This window comes from Xanthomonas maliensis (assembly GCF_009192945.1).
Classification (GTDB): Bacteria; Pseudomonadota; Gammaproteobacteria; order Xanthomonadales; family Xanthomonadaceae; genus Xanthomonas; species Xanthomonas maliensis.
The window spans coordinates 48,114-69,117 of record NZ_NSET01000012.1; the positions used below are offsets into that span (position 1 = coordinate 48,114).

Below are 21,004 nucleotides of genomic sequence, written 5' to 3' on the forward strand. Positions count from 1 at the left end.
TCCTCCCTGACTCCGCTGTTGCCAACCTCAATCCCCAATTACACATTCCGGAGTAAAGACAATGGCTGCCAAAGACATTCGTTTCGGTGAAGACGCCCGTACCCGCATGGTGCGTGGTGTCAACGTGCTCGCCAATGCCGTCAAGGCCACCCTGGGCCCGAAGGGCCGCAACGTCGTGCTCGAGAAGAGCTTCGGCGCCCCGACCATCACCAAGGACGGCGTCTCCGTCGCCAAGGAAATCGAACTGGCCGACAAGTTCGAGAACATGGGCGCACAGATGGTCAAGGAAGTCGCTTCCAAGACCAACGACAACGCCGGTGACGGCACCACCACCGCCACCGTGCTGGCTCAGGCCCTGATCCGCGAAGGCGCCAAGGCCGTCGCTGCCGGCATGAACCCGATGGACCTCAAGCGCGGCATCGACAAGGCCGTGGTGGCCGCCGTCGCCGAGCTGAAGAAGATTTCCAAGCCCACCGCCGACGACAAGGCGATTGCCCAGGTCGGCACGATCTCGGCCAACTCGGACGAGTCGATCGGCAACATCATTGCCGAGGCGATGAAGAAGGTCGGCAAGGAAGGCGTGATCACCGTTGAAGAAGGCTCGGGCCTGGAGAACGAGCTGGACGTGGTCGAGGGCATGCAGTTCGACCGCGGCTACCTGTCGCCGTACTTCATCAACAACCAGCAGAGCCAGTCGGCCGACCTGGACGACCCGTTCATCCTGCTGCACGACAAGAAGATCTCCAACGTGCGTGACCTGCTGCCCGTCCTCGAGGGCGTTGCCAAGGCCGGCAAGCCGCTGCTGATCGTCGCCGAGGAAGTCGAAGGCGAAGCGCTGGCGACCCTGGTGGTCAACACCATCCGCGGCATCGTCAAGGTCGTGGCCGTCAAGGCGCCGGGCTTCGGCGACCGTCGCAAGGCGATGCTGGAAGACATGGCCGTGCTGACCGGCGGTACCGTGATCTCCGAGGAAGTGGGCCTGTCGCTGGAGAAGGCCACGATCAAGGATCTGGGCCGTGCCAAGAAGGTGCAGGTCTCCAAGGAGAACACCACCATTATCGACGGCGCTGGCGACACCTCGGCCATCGAAGCGCGTGTTGGCCAGATCAAGACCCAGATCGAGGACACCTCCTCGGACTACGACCGCGAGAAGCTGCAGGAGCGCGTGGCCAAGCTGGCCGGCGGCGTTGCGGTGATCAAGGTCGGTGCCTCGACCGAAATCGAAATGAAGGAAAAGAAGGCGCGCGTCGAAGACGCCCTGCACGCCACCCGTGCAGCCGTCGAAGAAGGCGTGGTCCCGGGCGGCGGCGTGGCCCTGGTGCGTGCGCTGGTGGCCGTGGGTGACCTGAAGGGTGCCAACGAAGACCAGACCCACGGCATCCAGATCGCCCTGCGCGCGATGGAAGCCCCGCTGCGCGAAATCGTCGCCAATGCCGGCGAAGAGCCCTCCGTGATTCTCAACAAGGTCAAGGAAGGCAGCGGCAACTACGGCTACAACGCCGCCAATGGCGACTTCGGCGACATGGTCGAATTCGGCATCCTGGACCCGACCAAGGTGACCCGTTCGGCGCTGCAGAACGCCGCCTCGATCGCCGGCCTGATGATCACCACCGAAGCCATGGTGGCCGATGCGCCGAAGAAGGAAGAGCCGGCGATGCCGGCCGGCGGTGGCATGGGCGGCATGGGCGGCATGGATTTCTGATCCAGCCGGCTTCGGCCGACCTGCAAGACCGCAGTCCCAAAGAGCCCCGCAGCGATGCGGGGCTCTTTTTTTTTGCGCGCCGCGCTCGCGTGTCGCGACCGTCCTGCGGCGCCGGTTCGCGTCACACGCCGATGTCATCGTGCCGGCATGGCGATGCGCTATAAGAGCGCACGCACTGCTGCCGACTTCCCACCATGGTGACCCCGGCTTGCCATCTCGATCAGCACCGGCTGGATCAGCACCGGCCGGCGCTGCACCGCTTCCTGTTCCGGCGCACCGGCGACTGGGCGCTGGCCGAGGATCTGGTGCAGGAAACCTTTCTGCGCCTGGTGGTGTACGCGCGCGAGCATGCGGTCATCGACATCGCTGCGCTGGCGCGCTCGATCGCCCTCAACCTGCTGCACGACCATGTGCGCCGGCGCCAACGCCAGCGCACCGAACCGATCAGCGACGACGTGCCCAGCCCGGCACTGAGCGTGGAGGAGGCGGCGATCCAGCGCCAGCGGGTGGAAGGCTTTGCACGCGCGCTGCAAGGCATGCCGCCGCTGCGTCGCGACGTATTCGTGCGCAGCCGCCTGCGTGGGCACAGCTATGCGCAGATCGCCGCCGAGCTGGGTTTGAGCGAAGCGGCGGTGGAAAAGCACGTCAGCCGAGGACTGCGTTGGTTGCAGGACGCGGTGGCACGGCGCGACGCCACGCCGTCGCCTGCAGGTCACGGTCTGGGCGAGCCTGACCGCTGTGGGCAACCGCGCCCAGGCGAGGACCCGGCATGAGCGACGCCCCGTTGTCCCTGGCTGCCAATGCCGCCGATCCGGTGCGCGATGCCGCCGCCGCGTGGGTCGCGCGCAAACTGGCCGACGCGGCCGGCGACCCGCCTGGCCTGCGCGTGTGGTTGGCGGCCGATCCGGCGCATTGCGCGGCCTTCGAGGAATTGTGGTCGCTGGCCCACGACGCCGCGCTGCTGGAAGCGCTGGCCCAGTTCGCCGAGCCGGCGCCGGTCCCCGCGGCTGCCCCGACCGCTGCGGTAGCCGCGCCAGCGGTCGGCGCGTCGTTGCCTGTTGCCGCCGCGTCAGCGCAGGCCGTTCCGCAACTGCGGCCAAGGCGTCGGCGCTGGGTGTTGGCGGCGGCGCTGGCGGCCAGCCTGGGCCTGCTGACGGTGCTGCTGTGGCCTTGGCTGCGCCCGGATCCTGCCCCGCTGCTGGTCGCCACCGCGCCGGGGCAGACGCACGTGCTGCGGCTGGACGACGGTAGCGTGCTGACCCTCAATGGCGGCAGCCGGGTGCGTGTGCAGTTGCGGGCGCATCGCCGCGACGTGGCCCTGGAAGCCGGCGAGGTGTTCTTTGCCGTGGCCCACGACCCGCAGCGCCCGTTCGAAGTGGCGCTGGGACCGTCGCGGGTGCGCGTGCTCGGCACGGTGTTCAACCTGGCGCGCGATGGCGCAGTCAGCGAACTGTCGGTGTACTCGGGGCGGGTGGAGATCCGTAGCGGCCACGCCCGTCAGGTGCTGGCCGCCGGGATGCGCATCATGGCCGCTGACGCACATCTGGAGCCGCTGGCGCACTTCGATCCGGATGCCGGCGATTGGCGCGATGGCTGGCTGCAGACCGCCGGCATGCCGATGGCGCAATTGGTCGTGCGGCTCAACCGGCGCTCGTCACAGCCGATCGCCATCGCCGACCCTGCGATCGCCGCGCTGCAAGTCTCCGGACGTTTCCGGCTGGACCGGCCGGAGCAGACGCTGGGCCACCTGACCCAGCTGTATCCCTTGCGCATCCAGCGGCGCGCCGATGGCACGCTGCTGCTGGAAGCTAGGCCGCCGACGGGCCGCTAGCGCCGGCCACGCTGCGCCCGACCCGGTGGCGGGCGCCGCCACCATGGCCGCCGACCTCGGACAGGCGCGATGCGGGAGCGCTACCCGTGCACGCCGATGCGCGTCACAAAAAATTCATCGAATTCGCTGTCGGATTCGGCGGCCTGCGACGTCCTTGTTCTTTGCCACGCCACGTTGGCGACTTGACGATCGACCGATGCCGCCCCGCCTTATCTTCTGTTGTCCTTCCCGCACGCCGCGTGCGACGACGCTGGCCCTCGCCCTGGCGGCGAGCCTCGCACTGCCATGCGCCGCGCAGTCGGCACCGCCGGCTGCCACCGCCATGGTGCTGCCCGCTGGCGATCTCGGCGCCACCCTGACGGCGTTCTCGCGTGCCACCGGCTTGCAGGTGATCGCCGATCCCGCCTTGCTGCGCGCCAAGCGCAGCCCCGGTGGAAGCCTTGCCGGCGATGCGCGCCAGGTGCTGAGCGCGCTGCTGCGCGGCACCGATCTGGCGTTTCGGCTCGATGGCGACACCGTGATCGTGCAGCGTGCCGAGCCGCCCGCGACCACTCCAGCTGCAACGACCGTCGACGTGTCTGCGGCGATCGACCTGGATCGGGTGGTGGTCACCGGCACCGCCACCCAGCAGCCCAAGTTCCTGGCGCCGTATGCGATCTCCACCATCGGCGCCGAAGCGATCGCCCGGCAGGCGCCGCGCAGTGTGGTCGACATGCTGCGCGCGGTCCCTGGCATCACCGTGGAGAACTCCGGTGGCGAAGCCGGCGGCGAGAATGTGGTGATCCGCGGTCTACCGTGGTCGGGCTTCCGTCTGCTCGACGTGCTCGAGGACGGCCTGCCACTGTTCGAGTCCAACTACGAGCGGCAGTTGCAGATCGACGAGGTCTATCGGTTGGATCTGGGGACGACCGATGCCGAGATCGTGCGCGGCGGCACCGCGCCGATCTACAGCAACAATGCGTCCGGTGGCGTCCTGAACTTCATCACCAACCACGGCACCGACACCCCGCAGGGCGCGGTCAAGCTGACCGCCGGATCAAATGCGCTCGGCCGCATCGACGGCGTCGCGTCCGGGCCGGTGCAGGGCAACGATCGCCTGCAGTATGCCGTCAGCGGCTTCTATCGGCAGAGCGACGGCCTGCGCGATCCGGGCTTCGGCAACGGCAACCAAGGCGGCCAACTCAAGCTCGGTGGCAGCTACCTCTTCGACACCGGCAAGCTGTTCGCCGACGTCAAGTATCTCAACGATCGTGGCGTGTTCTATAGCGCCATTCCGCTGGCCGATCCGCGCAATGGCGCCTCGCTCGCCGGCTTGATCGATCCGGGCACCGGTACGCTCAACAGCGCGGCCTTCCGCAATGTCAGCTTCCGCACGCTCGATGGCAGCGGCGGCAGTCGGGTGGAAACGCGCGATCTGGCCGATGGCGTGCACCCGATCACACGCACCCTGACCGTCGGCGGCGAGACCGAGTTTTCCAATGGCTGGCGACTGAGCGACAAGGCGCGCTACGTCGACGGCGACGTTGGCTTCAATGCGTTGTTCAATGGCTCGCCGGTGGATGCGGCCGGGCTGCTGTCCGGTCGTCTGGCGGCCGCGCGCGCCGCATTTCCCGGCACCTCCGCACTGCGCTACGTGCGCGCAGGCACCAACACTGCGTTCGATCCGGCGGCCACCGCCGGACTGGCGATGATCAACACCTGGTCGAGCACGCAGACCCACTACAGCGATCTGCTCAACGACTTGCGCCTGGGCCGGCTGTTCGAGTCGAGCAACGGCAGCAGCCATGATGTCTCGATGGGCCTGAGCTTCAGCCGCTTCGCGATGCGCCAGGCGCAGCTCGGCAGCGCCTTGCTGACCGACGTCAAGAGCAATCCCGATGCGCTCGACATCCAGGCGCTGGATGCGGCCGGGCAAGTGCTGGGCAGCCTCACCGAGAACGGCTTCACCGCCTATGGCAGCGGCGATCTGATCGGCAACAGCCATGGCACCGCCACCGCGCTCTATGCCGCCGACACCTGGAAATTGAACGACGCCCTGGAAGTGGACGCCGGTGTGCGCCGCGTGTGGCGGCGCGAGGAAGGCAACCGTGGCGTGATCGGTACCCAGACGATCGCCAGCAGCGGCCCGCTGGCCGCTCGCAGTGTCACCGGGCTGGTCGGCAGCGTGCCCTACAGCAAGAACATGGCAGGCACGTCGTGGACGCTGGGAACCTCCTACAAGCTCGCAGCGCCGCTCAACCTGTTCGGCCGCTATACCGAGAGCTTCAGCTTTCCGCGGCTCAGCGAGCAATGGAGCAATGTGGTCGATGGCGTGGGCGGACGCCTGCCCGATGGTCGCGCCACGCCGGTGACGCCGATTCGCCAGGCGGAGATTGGGGTGAAATACGCTTCGCGACCGCTGGAACTGGTGCTGATCGGCTTCTACAGCGATTTCAAGAAGCTCAACTCCAGTACCTATGTCGCCAACGCCAACGGCCTGCTCGTCAATGTGCCGCTGCTGATCGATACCCGCACCAAGGGCATCGAGCTGGAAGGTACCTGGCGGCCGCTGGATGGCCTGGAACTGACTGGCTCGATGACCGTGCAGGATCCACACCTCAGCGGCGCCGATACCTTCAACGGTCTGTCCGGCAATGCCTTGGTCGACAACGAGATCCCACGGGTTCCCAGGCTCAGCTGGTCGCTGCAACCGAGCTACCGCTTCCATCTCGCCGATGTGGAAGCGCGCGCCTATGCGACCTGGTTCGGTATCGGGCGCCGCTTCCAGGACTTCACCAATGCCAGTGTGCTTCCGGCCTACCGCACGCTGGATCTGGGCCTGCACCTGCAGCTGGACGCGCATTTCAGCGCGCAATTGCTGTGCACCAACGTCACCGATGCGCATGGACTGACCGAAGGCAATGCGCGCGCGCCTGGGGTATCCGGCGACCTGGTGCAGGCCGACGCCACCGTCGGGCGACCGATCTTCGGTCGCAGCTACGTGGCCTCGCTGCAATGGGACTGGTGACGCGCAGTTAGCGTGGCCGGTGGCGCGCCGATGCCGGCCGGCGCGCATGCATACCGCTCTGCCGGCCCAGGTTTGGAAGGATTTTCATGCATTCGATGCAGATCAACCGGCGCCGCTTTCTCGGCGGCCTCGGCGGCACACTGGCGGCCACGGCGACGCCGCTGTCCGCCTTGGCGCAGACAGCCAGCACGCCGCCACCGGCCAGCGTGGCCGCCGATCAGGTGCGCGAGCCGCTGCGCGGCTGGTCGCCCGGCATGCTCGACATCCACCACATCGGCACCGGCCGCGGTAATGCGACGCTCCTGGTGTGCCCGGATGGCACCACGATGATGATCGATGCCGGAGCGATCGACGGACTGGATAAATATCTGATCGATCCGCTTCCCAACGCCTCGCGTCGGCCCGGCGAATGGGTCGGGCGCTACGTGCGCCGTCACCTGGCGCAGGCCGGACGGCACGAACTCGACGACTTCGTACTGACCCATTTCCATCGCGACCACATGGGCGAATGCCTGCCCGACACGCCGTTGGCGCCTGGCGGTGCGTACGCCTTGACCGGCGTCACCGACGTCGCGCACCTGGTGCCGATCCGGCGCTATCTGGACCGTGGTTATCCCGACTATGCGTATCCGCAGCCGTTGAACGATCCCAGTCAGCGTAACTACCGTGCCTTCATCCAGGCCGAGCGCGCACGCGGCGCGACGGTGGAGCGCTTCCGCGCCGGCGCTGCCGATCAACTTGAGCTGCAACGCAGGCCCGGCGCCTATCCGCAGTTCGCCGTGCGCAACCTGGTAGTCAATGGCGAGCTGTGGACCGGCGAGGGCGAGCGCACCCGTTCGCTGTTTCCAGCGGGCGCCGTGCCGACCGAAAATCAATGCTCGCTGGCGCTGCGACTGCACTATGGCGCGTTCACCTATTACAGCGGCGGCGACCTCTCCAACACCACCAACTACTACGGCGATGACCCCTGGCGCGACGTGGAGACGCCGGTGGCGCAACTGGCCGGCGCCGTGGATGTGGCAGTGGCCAACCATCATGCCTATGCCGATGCGATGGGGCCGGCCAGCGTGCGTGCCCTGCGCCCGCGCGCCATCGTGATCCTGACCAACGACTCGGCGCATCCGTCGGTGACGCCATTGGAAAACCTGCTCAGCGAGCGGCTGTATCCGGGGCCGCGGGACATCTACGCCACCGCGATGAAGCCGGAAAACATCGTCGCCAACAAACGTGTGGCCGAGCTGACCAGCCTCAGCGGTCACGTGGTGGTGCGGGTCGACCCAGGTGGTGGGCACTATCGCATCGTGGTCGTGGACAACAGCGACGAAGCCGATCGCGTGCTGGCGGTGCACGGGCCGTATCCCAGCGGCCGGTCGCCGGCCGTGTGATGCCTTGCGGCGCGAAGCGTGCGCCGCAGGCGGCGTTGCGGCGGGATTGCGCGTGACAGGTGATGAAACGCGCATAACCGAGGCGACGTAGCACGCGCGCAATCACAGTATGTTGACAGCGTTGTCGGCGCCATGCAGGTTAGAACGCGCGGGCTCCAGGGGGATGCAGTCGCCCGCATGTTTCGTGACCTTCTCGTGCGCCGCCTGCCGCGTGGCACGTGCCCTGTGCGCGTGCGGCGCTGCCGTGGGCGTGTCGCGATGAGGGAGCCTTTCGCGCCGCCGGTGGTCGGTGGCGACTCCAACAGTCGCAAGGAACATCGCATGCAAGGTACGCATCCCGCTACGCTCGCGCTGGGCATTCTGCTCGCGCTTCACGCCGCCACCGACGCGTTGGCGCAAACCGTCGACGCCGGGTCGAACGCCGCCACCACCGATCTGGCCGAGGTCATGGTCACAGGTTCGCGCATCAAGCGCGCGCAGGTGGAAGGCGCGCAGCCGGTGGTCACCATCTCGGCGCAACAGATCCAGCAGGAGGGCTTTGCGACCGTCTACGATGTGCTCAACAGCATGAACCAGCAGGGCACGGTAGAAGCGGACACGCAATGGGGCTCGCACACACCCAACGCCTCGCCGGTGAATCTGCGCGATCTGGGGCCGGGCCGCACGCTGCTGCTGGTCAACGGCCACCGCGTCGCCGATTACCCGCTGCCTTACGGCGGCGAGAGCAACTTCTCCAACTACAGCAATATTCCCACCGCCGCGGTGGAGCGGATCGACATCCTCACCGGTGGCGCGTCGGCGATCTACGGTTCGGACGCAGTGGCCGGCGTGATCAACGTGATCCTCAAACGCGACTATCAAGGCGATCAGGTGCGCCTGCGCGGTGGTACCGCGACCGAAGGCGGCCGCGATAGCTTCGATTTTTCCTGGGCCGGTGGGCGCACCGGCGACAACTGGAGTCTGACCTATGCGGTGCAGGCGACGCGGCGCGACGCGCTCAGTGGCCGCGACCGTCCCAAGATGGACGATTCCGATGACATGTCCTATTCCAACTGGACCGCACAGAATCGCCGCTACGGCTTCAATCCCTTCACCGGCCTGAGTCTGGTCGACGCCAACACCAATCAGCGATTGGCGCCGCCGCCAGGCACCTGCGCACGCTTCGGCGGCGAGTTCGTCGATGCACAGCGACTGAGCTACGACCAGAACACCGGTGTGCTCAGCAACGCGGGCGCCTATTGCGGCCTGGCACACGACTACGGCGACTGGGGGCTGGTGACCGGCAGCGAGGATTATTCGGCCTATCTCTACGGCACCTGGAAGTTCGGCCAGAACACCGAGGCGTGGGCCACCGTGTCGGCCAATCGCAGCACTGGCCACTGGACCTACGATCCCCCCTACGTCTACCTGGGGCCGTTCCAGGATGCCGATACTGGCCGCTCGCTGTATGCGATCCGCCAACTCACCCGACGCGAGGCCGGTAGCTGGGATCGCCTGGCCAACTACAACAAGGAACAGTCCTGGGACCTCAGTGCCGGCTTGCGTGGGCGGTGGGCCGATCGGCTGGACTGGGAGTTGAACGTGGGGCGCTCGCGCTACACCGTGGACGAATACGTGCGCACGGTCGATACCGCCCGTGCGACCGACTACTTCCTCGGCAGTCCGCTGGGCACCGCCGCCGATGGCAGCGCCATCTATGCGGTCAACCAAGGACGCTGGACCACACCGCTATCGGCGGCCGAATACGACTCGCTGGTCGCCAAGTCGCATAACGCCGCCTATTCGTGGGTCAACCAGGCCAGCTTCAGCGTCAGCGGCGACCTGCTGCAGGGCTGGGCCGGGCCAATCCGCTTCGCTACCGTTGCCGAAGTCGCCAAGCAGGGGTATCAACTCAAACCCGATCCCTGCGCCAACACCTGCTATCCGGTCGACGTGGTCGACAGCGGCGGCGGCGAGCGCATGCGCAGTTCGGCCGGGCTGGAGTTGCAGATTCCGTTGCTGTCCTCGCTGACCGCCAACGTCGCCGGCCGCTACGACCGCTACGGCAGCTATCGCTCCACCGCGGCGCTGCCGACCGAGATCGGCAACCAGAGCGATACCACCTGGAGCGCTGGCCTGGAGTGGCGGCCGGTCGACAGCCTGCTGTTCCGTAGCACGGTGGCCACCAGCTTCCGCGCACCGGACATGCACTACGTGCTGGGCGAGCCCAGTTCCACCAACCAGACCGTCATCGACCAATACCGCTGTATCGCTTCCGGCGCCTACCTCACCGGCAACTGCAACGACGAGAACGCCAACATCTACTACACCGTGGGCGTGAACCGGCGCGGCACGCCGGACCTGCGCTCGGAAACCGGCCGTTCGGTCACCGGCGGCGTGGTGTGGGACATCGCCCAGGGCCTGTCGCTGAGCGTGGACTATTACCGCATCCAGCTGGAGGACATGATCAAGGACCTGGATCGCGACGAGATCCTCGCCGCCGAAGCCGGCTGCCGCACCGGGACCACCATCAGCGGCGGGAGCTGGAACAATCCCGGCGGCGCCGGTTACTGCGACACCATCACCTCGCGCGTGGTCCGCAATGCCGACGGCACCATCGTCAGCATCGAACGCGGTCCGATCAATCTGGCGCAGATGGAAACCTCCGGCATCGATGCCGCGTTGAAGTACCGGCTGGCCACCGCCGGCTGGGGTAACTTCCAGTTCTCGGTCGACTACAACAATCTGCTGGCCTACCGCGAACAGATCTATCGCACCGACAGCGACGACAACCGCCGCGATGAACGCGTTCGCAGCCGCGTGCGCGGCAGCGTGCACTGGGAAAACGGCGGCCCCTGGGACTGGACGGTGTACTTCCGCCGTCTCGGCTCGATGCGTGCGGTCAACTGGGGCACCTGCGAGCGCTTCGACGACGGCTACCAGCCCAGCGCCTCCGATGCCTGCGTGGTCACCGATCCGGCCAATGTGCATGTCGGCCAAAGCAGCGCGCGCTACTTCGGCCGGGTTGGCCCGGCCGTCTATTGGAATCTGAGCAGCGGCTACCGCATCAGCGAACACGCCAAGGTCAACCTGTACATCAACAACGTGTTCAACGAAGTCGGCTACGACCACAAGGAGCGGTTCTACGGCTACGCGTTTTACAACACCACCTTGTTCAATCCGATCGGTCGCGAGGTAGCGGCCGAATACGTGTTCACCTTCTGAGGCGAGCCTTGCATCGCTGCTGCAACGAGCAGCACGCAGCAGCGATGCGCGGTGGCGGTCAGCACCGGCCGATCGCGCTGCTGTTGCGGTCAGCCGCGCGCGCCCAGGCACACCGCAGCCGCGCCGGCAGCGATGTGCACCGGTGTAGCACCGAGCAGATCGATGCCCAGCAGCGCCTGGTGTGCCGTGGCCAGATCCAGCACGCTGGCGCCGGCGGCGGTATCCACCACCAAGCTCAATGGGCGGGCGATGCCCTCGACGTTCACCTGCACGCGCGGATGCCTGCCCTGCAGCGAGAGCGGAACTCGATGAGCTCCGCAGCGGCCTGCGCCTCTGGGAGGGCGGCCGCAGCGCTCGCCACCTCCCCCAGCAATGCAGCGAGGAGCAGGAAGACACGCGGATCGCGCAGAGGCATGACCACGATCCAGCGGCGATGGACGCGTCCATCCTAGAGCGTGTGATGCACGTCCAGATGAGATGCGCGGCCATCAGCGGTGCGGAGCGAGCGCTGTGTGGCGCCGACGTTGGCGAGCGCCAAGGCAAGCGGCACCGCGCACGCTCCGTGCCGCCGACGGCCAACCCTGCGTGTAGCGCACGCTCGCGGGTCGAGGCAAGGCGTTCGCTGCAAGGCACGCAACGCGGTCTCGGCGCGCCAATGGGCGCTTCGCGCCTACCTCAAGGGACATGGCACGCGCTGGCAATCCACCGCAGGCTCGCAGTGTGTGCATTGACGGTCGTGATCGTTGCGATCAGCACGGTAGATTGGCTGGCAATCGAAAGCAGCAATCGAACGGGCGCGAAGATCCGCGCAACGATCCGTTGCCGATGAAACAGTGGCAACGGCGGAAAACGCGTGTTATCAATGCATCCATGAACGCACACACCCGCCAGTTTTACTTTTGGTATTACGGCTTTCCGATGCTGCTGGCGGAGGAAGGAGTGCGTTCACCCTGAAGGAAACTTCAGCAGCATTCCCGAAAAGCCGCCAGCGCACCTGGCGGCTTTTTTGTTGCCGCCGCCCTGGGTGCTCCGCCTTCCCATCGCCCACTGAGACACGTGTATGCCGCCGCTGACCGATGACCTGCGTATCCGCAAGATCGAACCCCTGACACCGCCCGCGCAACTGCTGTCGCTGCTGCCCTGCGACGAGCGCGCCTCGCAGACCGTGAGCAGCGCACGCCAGGCCCTGCACGAGATCCTGCACGGCCGCGACGACCGTCTGGCGGTGGTGATCGGCCCCTGCTCGATTCACGACCCGGTCGCTGCAATGGAGTATGCCCAGCGCCTGCGGCCACTGCGCGAGCGGCTCGGCGATGCGCTGGAGATCGTGATGCGCGTGTACTTCGAAAAGCCGCGGACCACCATCGGCTGGAAAGGCTTGATCAACGACCCCGATCTGGACGGCAGCTTCCAGATCAACAAGGGCCTGCGGGTGGCGCGTGGGCTGCTGCGCGACATCAACAACCTCGGGTTGCCGGCCGGTGTGGAATTCCTCGACATCATCTCGCCGCAGTACATCGCCGACCTGGTGGCCTGGGGCGCGATCGGTGCGCGCACCACCGAAAGCCAGGTGCATCGCGAGATGGCCTCCGGGCTGTCGTGCCCGGTGGGCTTCAAGAACGGCACCAGCGGCGATGTCAAGATTGCGGTAGACGCGGTGGGCGCGGCCTCGCATCCACATCATTTCCTGGCCGTGACCAAGGACGGTCATACCGCAGTGGCGGCGACCGCCGGCAATCCGGATTGCCACGTGATCCTGCGCGGCGGCGTGCAGCCGAACTTCGATGCCGCCAGCGTGGAGGCGGCCAGTCAGGTGCTGGACAAGGCCGGGCTGCCGGCGCGTCTGATGATCGACGCCAGTCACGCCAACAGCCGCAAGAACCCCGACAACCAGCCCGCGGTCGTTGCCGATATCGCCGGCCAGCTGGCGGGTGGCGAGACTCGCATCGTCGGCGTCATGGTCGAAAGCCATCTGGTCGGCGGCCGGCAGGAGCTGGTGCCTGGCGGCCAGCTGACCTACGGACTGAGCATCACCGACGGCTGCATCGATTGGGAGACCTCGCTGCAAGTGCTCGAGCAATTGGCGCAGGCGGTGCGTGCGCGTCGCGCGCGGCGGCTGGCCGAGGCGGCCTGAGCGCGGCCGCGCTTCCTCAAGCCTGACGGGCCAATCGCCCCCGTCGGTGACGTGCAGCACGCCGCCGCTGCCTTGGCTGCGGCCAGGGGGGCGACCGCGCCACGTCCATGGCATGGGCATGGCAATGTCATGCGGGGCCACGTGCATGCCGCCAAGCGACGCATCGAATATGGGGGCACGCCTTGCCGAGCGTGACCGCCCATCCCATCGCCGTGTGGCGGCCTGGCTGCGCGCGAGGCGTGCAGCAGCGCGCAGCTTGCGCTGCGTTCGCGTCTGCATTCACATCTCGCCGTCACTGCGGTCGCGATAGTGATGGGGCACTCCTTCCGTTCGATGCCCATGCCTACTTTCCGCGATCGTTTCCAGCGCTGGCCTCGGCTCTGGCGCATCGCGTCGATCGCCCTGCTGGTGGTGTATGCGCTGTATCTGCTGGCCGGCAACCTGTTTCTCAACACGCCGTTGTTCGATGCGGTCACCAACCGCCAGCCGCACAAGTTCACCATGCAGACCGGGCCGGCGGTGACCTTGCTGCCGGGGCATGTGATCGCCTGGAACGTGCGCATGCGTGGCCAGGCCAATCGCACCGTCTATGTCTTCCACGCCGAGCGGGCCAGTGCGCGGATCGCGCTGTGGTCGCTGTTTCGCCGCGAAGTGCGGCTGCCCTGGCTGCATGCCGATGGCGTCAGTGCCGAAGTCGACCGCGCCGACCAGGCCATTCCGCCGCCGCCGCGCGGCGACCGCGGCTGGACCCTGCGCTTCGATGTCATCAGCAGCCAGAGCATCCGCAGCGCACGCTTCGGCAAGCTGCTGATCGCCGGCCACGGCCACGGTCGGGTCGGCTTTCTCAAGCAGCTCAAGGGTGGGCCGTCGGAGCTGTTTCCGTCCGAGGCCGGTTTTCGCGAGGCGGTGGTCAGCTATGGCGGCGTACAGGTGTTCAACGATGCGCAGCTCGATGCGCAGTTCCAGTTCCCGCGCCACTATCGCGATCGCGCCCCCGGTCTGCGCAAACTCGCCATCACCCGTGCCCGGCTGCAACTGCACGCCCAAACCGTTGCGTTGAAGATCGATACCGGCGCGCCGCGGGTGCGCGTGGCCAGCGGTCCGTCCGCGGCGCGGGTGGACGCCGATCTACGCCTGGACAATGGTGCCTTGCAGCCCGGCAGTCGTGCGGTCTGGCGGCTGCCCTTGTTGGCCGGCGTCGGCGCCACCGACCGCGGCATGCTCAGCCTGCAACTGGACGTGGCCCAGGATATCCGCGTGCAGGCGCGGCTGCCGCACGATGCGCAGACCGATAGCGAACTCCAGGCCGACCTGCGTGTGGCCGGTCGCGAGATTCCGTTCGATGCGCCGGCCACGCTGTTGCCGCGTCTTTCGGGCCAGGTGCGCGCGCGCTGGAAATTCGAGTCGCTGAACTGGATTGCCGAACTATTCGTGCGCAAGCCCTGGTTTCAGCTGCAGGGCGGCGGCGCATTGCATGCGGATTTGCGCTTGCAGGAGGGGCGCCTGGCCAGCGGCAGTACGCTGGAAATACCCCGTGTGCAGGCGGTGGCGCAGGTTGCGGACACGCGCCTGGCCGGGACCGCCAGCGCCCGTGGACGGATCGATGATGCCGACGTGCCGCAGGCGTATCTGGACGTGGCCATTCCGGTGTTTCAGGCCACCCCGGCCGACGCGCCTCGGCAGGTATTGCTGGACGGGCGCGACTTGCGGCTGGCGATGCAGGGTGCTGCGGAGTTGGCGCAGCTACGCGACAGCATGCGCGCGCAGTTGCGCTTTCGCGATGCGCGCGTGCCCGACCTGCGTGTCTACAACCGCTATCTGTCCGGATCCACTGTTCGCCTGCTCGGTGGCGCCGGACTGTTGAGCGGCGAGGTGGCGCTGAATGCCTCTGGCGATCTCGGCAATGGCCGGGCCAACCTGCGCGGACGCGGCGCGCAGCTCTCGGTCGCCGGGCTGGAACTGGACGGCGATGCCGAGTTGGATGCGCGCCTGCAGCGCGCCGATTTCAAAAACAAGGTGTTCGACCTGAGCGGCACCCGCGTGCGTCTGCGCAACATGCGCGTGGGCGCGCAGGCCAAGGATGCGACCTGGTGGGGCGAGCTGGCGCTGGGCGCCGGCACGATCCAGGCCAACGCCCCATTTCAGGTGGATGCCGATGTCGACGTGCGCATGCGCGACGCTGGCCCGCTGTTGGCGGTGTTCGCCGAACGCGGTGACTACCCGCGCTGGGTGCTCGGCTTGCTGGACGCCGGCCAGGTCCAGGCGAATGGACGGTTACGCTGGCGCAAACAGCAACTGTTGATCGACGACCTGCAGGCGGAAAACGACCGACTGTCGCTACGTGCACGCCTGGCGCTGGAGGATGCGCAACGACGTGGCGCACTGTATTTGCGCTGGGGCGTGCTGGGTGTGGGCGTCGGCCTGGACGATACGCAACGGCAGTGGCATCTGGCCGGTGCGCGCGACTGGTATCAGCAACAGCCGGCGTTGTTGCCGCCGATGAAGCGTTCGCAATAATTTGCGAAGACGCGAAGACGCATCGGGGTGCAGGAAGAGACGCAGGCACAAATGCACACGATGTCGAGCGGTGAACGCACGTCATATCGCTCGCGATCGTTGCGCATTCGCGGCCATGTCGGTCATTGCTGTGCGCATCGCCACTCATCAGGCCTCGTTGCAGACATGGGCCACGAGGCGTTGCGAACCTGCACCTCGAATCTGGCGCCGCGCATCTCACATCCAACGCCGCAGCCCGCCCTCGCGTCGGTGTGGCCACGCGATCGGGTGAGAGCGCCCTGCGGCGCGTGCACCCACCTGCGAGCGAAAGACATGCGGGAGAATGACTCGCAGCAGCATCTGCTACGCCTAACCGAGCGTCGCGGAACCGGGCCGCAACCCTTGCCTCGCAAGGCGCGACAGGCCGCAAAATAGCGGTTCTGTACTGTTGGGTATTGTTTTGCAGTGCAGCGTGCAAGTCGCAAAAAAGGCGCGCACTATGAACCTGCATCCCGACGTGGGGGAGGGAGCAAAGCCCGCTGGCAGTTCGCTGCAAGCGGGCTTTTTTATGCCCGACGGTCGTCCAGATCAAGTGCCCTGCGGCGTAGGCAAGGCGAGCATCCACAGACAGGGGCCGCCGGTGATGAACAACCGGCACGCGTCGGTGTCGAAGCAGCAGTTGGAGGCAGTCCCCGGTGTGGGGATCTGGCCCAGCCATTGGCCATCGGCGGCGTACACGCAGATGCCGGTGCCCGAGCTGCTCCAGAGCCAGCCCTGGCGATCGACGCAGAACCCATCCGGCAGGCCTTCGGGGACGCAGGCGAAGCGACGCTGGCGGTGCAGCGCGCCATCGCGCCAGTCGAAAGCGGTGATTTCCGGCGTCCCCTCACCCTGCTCGGGCGTCTGCGAGACGTAGAGCGTGCGCTCATCGGGCGAAAAGGCCAGCCCGTTGGGATGATTCAGATCGACCATGCGCTGCAATGCGCCGCCGTCGGCCGGCAGCCGATAAACGCTGTGGTGATCCAGCTCGGCCGGCGCCGGGCAGCCCTGGCTAGGTTTGCGCAAGCCGAAGGGCGGGTCGGTAAACCAGATCGCCCCGTCGCTGGCCACGATTACATCATTGGGCGAATTGAGCCGCTTGCCCTCGAAGCGATCGACCAGAACCTGTAACTGCTCGGCCCGATGGCCGCGGGTGATGGCGCGCAACCCATGTTCGCAGTGCACCAGCCGCTGCTGGGCATCCACCGCGTTGCCATTGGTGAAGGCGGTGGCGTCGAGCAGCACGTCCACCGCGCCATTGGCCTCGCGCCAGCCCAGCACACGGCGACCGACCACGTCGCTCCACACCAGGGTGCGCTGCGCCGCCCACCAGGCCGGTCCCTCGCTCCAGGTGGCTTGGTCGTAGAGCGTGCGCAGGCGTGCGCCGCCGAGCCGCGCGGCCAGCGCATCGGTGTCGGCTTGCGGTGGGGCGCAGTCGCTCAGCGGCGCCGGGCCGGGCGGACGCACTTGGCAGGGCAGCATCACCCCTGTGCTGCCGGATGGCCGAACGGATGTGCGGTTGCGGCGGCCGGCGACTGCGCGAACTGCACCAGCATCTGCAGGCAGGGCTCGTCGCCGAGCTGGCCGGAGCGATGGCCGCGTGCGTCGGTGGTGTCCTGATCCTGGCCGAAGTGGATATCGCCCGGGCCCATGTCCACCCGGGTGCCGTCGCCGGTCTCGATGAACCAGCGCCCGCGCAGCGGGATCACCCACTGCGGATGCGGACTCTCGTGCCAGTCGCCGACCCAGCCGACCGGCAGCACCGCGAACTGGATGCCGAGCACCTGGCCGGGGAACGGACGCAGCCACTGCGGCGCCGCACCGCCGCCCACGCTCTTCTGGCCAAAGCCCGGCAGTTGCGAGGCATCGATGCGGCTGCGGCCATCCGGGCCGGTCCACAGATGCAGGAACGGCAGCCACGGCGGCTGTGTCGGGTCGTTGCCATCGTTGTGCAGGGCGACCTGGGATGGCAGGGCGGGCTCGGTGGGGGACATGGCGGCACTCCGCGGAAAGCGCCAGTGCACCACCGCGGGCGTCAGCGCTTCGTCAGCACGGCGCCTGCGTTGCGCACGCAGGTGTGCCTGCACGCCGCGTGCGGGTGAGCGCAGCGAGGACCCGTGGCCGCCACTGGCAGCGTGCGTTCTGCGCTGCTGTGCGGCCTGCGCGCGCGGTCTGCACGTGCCGCAGCGTCGAGGCGATGCCATCATCGGCAGATGACGCCTTCGCCATCGCCCCTTTCGCCCGCACTGGCGAGCCTGCTCGAACGTAGCCTGACCCGCCTGCGCCAAGCCACCACGTCCGATGGCGCCTGGCCTGACGCGGCCTGGATGGCGCAGCTGACCTCGGTGTTGCTGGCCAGCGAATTCGCTGCCGACACACTGGCCCGCCAGCCGTCCCTGCTCGCCCACCTCGCCCAGGCCGATCCCCCGCGCTTGCCCGTGCCGATGTTGGCGCCGGACCAGCCGAACCAGTGGCCGGCACAGCTGCGGCGTTACCGCAGCGCCGAATCGACCCGGCTGGTATGGCGCGACGTGCTCGGCCTGGACAGCGTCGAGCAGACCCTGGCCGGCGCCACCCGCCTGGCCGAGGACTGCCTGCAGTGCGCGCTGCAGGCGCTGGAGACGCAGTTCCAGCAGCGCCATGGCTGCGTGCGCGCGGACGACGGCAGCGTGCAGCGGCTGGTGGTGTTCGGCCTGGGCAAGCTGGGGGGCGGCGAGCTGAATTTTTCCTCGGATGTGGACCTGGTCTACGCCTATCCGCAGGGTGGCCAGTCCGACGGCGCCCGCCCGCTGGCGGCAGAAGAATATTTCGCCCGGCTCGGCCAGCAACTGGCGCGCCTGCTCGACGAAACCACCGCCGACGGCTTCAGCCATCGCGTGGACTTGCGGCTGCGGCCGTTCGGCAGTGCCGGTCGGGTGGCGCTGTCGTTCGCCGGCATGGACCAGTACTTTCAGCGCGAAGGACGCGACTGGGAGCGCTATGCCTGGTTGAAGGCGCGGGCAGTGGCGGGCGACATCGCCGCCGGCGAAGCCTGGCTGGAGACGCTGCGTCCTTTCGTCTATCGGCGCTACCTGGATTTCACCGCATTGGACGGCCTGCGCGAGATGAAGGCCGCCATCACCGCCGAAGTCGCGCGCCACGATCGCCTGGACGACATCAAGCGCGGACCCGGCGGTATCCGTGAGATCGAGTTCCTGGTGCAGGCGCTGCAACTGATTCGCGGCGGCCGCGAGCCGGCATTGCGCGAACGTCGTCTGCTGCCCGCGTTGCAGGCGCTGGTGGCGGCCGGCCAGATCGATGCCGCCGACGGCGCTGCGCTGGCCGACGCCTACCGTTTCCTGCGCCGGCTGGAAAACCGCCTGCAGATGCTGCGCGATGCACAGACCCATGCCTTGCCGGCCGATCCGCTGGACCGCGAGCGCATCGCCTGCGGACTGGGATATGCCGATTGGTCGGCGCTGTTGGCGGCGTTGACGCCGCATCGCACACGGGTGGCGGCAGAGTTTGCCGAGTTGCTGGCACCGCGCGTGCGCGCGACCGCGCCCGATGCGCTGGCCGACTATTGGCGTGCGCTGCCCAGCGGCGATGCCGCGCCGCTGCAAGGCATTGGCCTGCAGGATCCGCGCGGTGCGCACCAGGCGCTGGCAGAGTTCGCCCAGGCCGCCGGTGTGCGCGCCTTGTCCGACAGTGCGCGCGCGCGGTTGGACCGGGTGATGCCGGCCCTGCTGCAGGCGGCCACCCGCGCCAGCCAGCCGGATGCGGCGGTGCGACGGATGCTGGGGCTGCTGCAGGCGACCTTGCGCCGCACCAGCTATCTCGCCCTGCTCGACGAGCAACCCAGCGCGCTGGCACGGCTGGTCGACGTCCTCTCGCGCAGCGCGCTATTGGCCGAGCGTCTGGCTGCCTATCCGCTGTTGCTGGACGAGCTGCTGGACACGCGGATCGCAGGACCAATGCCCGACCGCGCGGCGCTGCAGGCCGCCTGCGCGCAGACGCTGCAGATCGCCGACACCGAGGCAGCGCTGCGTGAGCTCAACGAGCGCCGCCAGACACTGAGTTTCCGCATCGCCCTGGCCACCCTCGACGGTCGTCAGCAGGCGGTGGAGAGCGCCCGTCAGCTGGCCTGGCTGGCCGAGGCGGTGGTGGCAGCGGTGCTGCAGCTGGCGCGTGCCGAGCTGCTGGCTGCGCATGGACAGGTGCCCGGCGGCAGTTTCGCCATCATCGGTTACGGCAGTCTGGGTGGTCTGGAGTTGGGCTTCGGCTCGGACCTGGACCTGGTGTTTCTCTACGATCATCCGCGCGAGGTCGAGGCGTCCGCAGGCCCGCGGCCGCTGGAGAGTGGGCGCTGGTTCGCACGCCTGGCGCAGAAGGTGATGACCTTGCTGGGCGCGCAGACCGGGGCTGGCCACCTGTACGACATCGACGTGCGGCTGCGGCCGGACGGTGGCAAGGGCGCTTTGGTGTCGTCGCTGGCCAGCTATCGCGAGTATCAGCGTGAGCGTGCCTGGACCTGGGAACATCAGGCGCTGGTGCGTGCGCGTGCAGTGGCCGGCGATGCGGGGCTGTGCGAGGCCTTCGATGCGGTGCGTGCGCAGATCCTGATGCGCCACCGCGATCCGGCCACGCTGCATGCCGACGTGCGCAAGATGCGCGCGCGCATGCGTGCCGAACTCGATCGCAGCGACGCTGGGCGGCTGGATCTCAAGCAGGGCGCTGGCGGATTGGTGGACCTGGAATTCGTCCTGCAAGCCGGTGTGCTCGGCCAGGCAGCGGCGCACCCCACGCTGGCCCAGACCACCGAGACCCCGGCGCTGATCGCGGCCCTGACGCAGGTGCACTGGTTGCCGGTGGCCAGCGCCGAAGCACTGACGCAGGCGCATGCGCAGCTGCTGGACGCGGGGCTGGCCTGCACGCTGGATCGTCGCCCGCGGCTGGTCGTGCCCAATGCGGCACTGCAGGTCGGGCAGCACGCCATCACCACGGTCGCGCAGTCGCAGGACCTGACATTTCCGCCCGATCCGGAGACTGCGCGCCAACTGCAGGCCGCCGCTGCGATGCGTCCGACCTGATCGGTCATCGCGCGTGCCGTGGTCGACGTGCCGGAGGGATGCCGCCGGCCGCATGCGAGCAGGTCCACGCATCGATCGGCGCCGCGCGCGCGGCAAGACGCTCAGGCGCGCAGCGGTGCGCTGCGCCACAGCAGGGC

The 21,004-nt window shown here is 67.8% G+C and carries 12 protein-coding genes; 9 read left to right on the forward strand and 3 right to left on the reverse strand.

The window, feature by feature from the left end; genetic code table 11:
• The first annotated feature begins 61 nt into the window (after positions 1 to 61).
• From groL to CKY51_RS03685, 6 genes are all read left to right on the forward strand, one after another.
• Complete coding sequence (gene groL / locus CKY51_RS03660; protein ID WP_152248900.1) at positions 62 to 1,702, forward strand: chaperonin GroEL; 1,641 nt, start codon at positions 62 to 64, stop codon at positions 1,700 to 1,702.
• 194 nt (positions 1,703 to 1,896) lie between these two features.
• Positions 1,897 to 2,475 carry an RNA polymerase sigma factor gene (locus CKY51_RS03665; protein ID WP_022970730.1) on the forward strand — a complete coding sequence of 193 codons (579 nt, stop codon included), beginning with the start codon at positions 1,897 to 1,899 and terminating at the stop codon, positions 2,473 to 2,475.
• The gene (locus tag CKY51_RS03670; RefSeq protein WP_022970731.1) at positions 2,472 to 3,533 is read left to right on the forward strand and encodes a FecR family protein; all 1,062 of its coding nucleotides are present in this window, start codon (positions 2,472 to 2,474) and stop codon (positions 3,531 to 3,533) included. The genes CKY51_RS03665 and CKY51_RS03670 overlap by 4 nt, the downstream gene beginning before the upstream one ends.
• Before the next feature lie 196 nt (positions 3,534 to 3,729).
• Positions 3,730 to 6,540, forward strand: a complete 2,811-nt coding sequence (locus CKY51_RS03675; protein WP_162141690.1) for a TonB-dependent receptor domain-containing protein — start codon at positions 3,730 to 3,732, stop codon at positions 6,538 to 6,540.
• Positions 6,541 to 6,626: 86 nt separating this feature from the next.
• Positions 6,627 to 7,925: a ComEC/Rec2 family competence protein gene (locus tag CKY51_RS03680; protein ID WP_022970733.1), complete on the forward strand. Its 1,299-nt coding sequence runs from the start codon at positions 6,627 to 6,629 to the stop codon at positions 7,923 to 7,925.
• A 447-nt stretch (positions 7,926 to 8,372) separates the two neighbouring features.
• Positions 8,373 to 11,129, forward strand: a complete 2,757-nt coding sequence (locus CKY51_RS03685; RefSeq protein WP_238319405.1) for a TonB-dependent receptor plug domain-containing protein — start codon at positions 8,373 to 8,375, stop codon at positions 11,127 to 11,129.
• Positions 11,130 to 11,218: 89 nt separating this feature from the next.
• Here the strand turns inward: CKY51_RS03685 and CKY51_RS03690 are convergent, their stop codons facing one another.
• Positions 11,219 to 11,401, reverse strand: coding sequence for a hypothetical protein (locus CKY51_RS03690; RefSeq protein ID WP_022970735.1), 183 nt, complete (start codon positions 11,399 to 11,401; stop codon positions 11,219 to 11,221).
• 788 nt (positions 11,402 to 12,189) lie between these two features.
• On the opposite strand from CKY51_RS03690, the gene CKY51_RS03695 reads away from it, so the two are divergent.
• Positions 12,190 to 13,263 (forward strand): 3-deoxy-7-phosphoheptulonate synthase, encoded by a 1,074-nt coding sequence (locus tag CKY51_RS03695; RefSeq protein WP_022970737.1) that lies wholly within the window; start codon positions 12,190 to 12,192, stop codon positions 13,261 to 13,263.
• 339 nt (positions 13,264 to 13,602) lie between these two features.
• A complete protein-coding gene (locus CKY51_RS03700; RefSeq protein ID WP_022970738.1) occupies positions 13,603 to 15,780 on the forward strand; it encodes a translocation/assembly module TamB domain-containing protein in 2,178 nt (725 codons plus the stop codon).
• A 567-nt stretch (positions 15,781 to 16,347) separates the two neighbouring features.
• Here CKY51_RS03700 and CKY51_RS03705 read toward each other — a convergent pair.
• Both CKY51_RS03705 and CKY51_RS03710 read right to left on the reverse strand, forming a co-directional pair.
• Positions 16,348 to 17,280, reverse strand: a complete 933-nt coding sequence (locus CKY51_RS03705) for an SMP-30/gluconolactonase/LRE family protein (RefSeq protein ID WP_022970739.1) — start codon at positions 17,278 to 17,280, stop codon at positions 16,348 to 16,350.
• Complete coding sequence (locus CKY51_RS03710; RefSeq protein WP_031338351.1) at positions 17,280 to 17,792, reverse strand: cupin domain-containing protein; 513 nt, start codon at positions 17,790 to 17,792, stop codon at positions 17,280 to 17,282. The genes CKY51_RS03705 and CKY51_RS03710 overlap by 1 nt, the downstream gene beginning before the upstream one ends.
• 219 nt (positions 17,793 to 18,011) lie before the next feature.
• On the opposite strand from CKY51_RS03710, the gene glnE reads away from it, so the two are divergent.
• Positions 18,012 to 20,867, forward strand: a complete 2,856-nt coding sequence (gene glnE / locus CKY51_RS03715; protein ID WP_022970741.1) for a bifunctional [glutamate--ammonia ligase]-adenylyl-L-tyrosine phosphorylase/[glutamate--ammonia-ligase] adenylyltransferase — start codon at positions 18,012 to 18,014, stop codon at positions 20,865 to 20,867.
• The last annotated feature ends 137 nt before the right edge of the window (positions 20,868 to 21,004 follow it).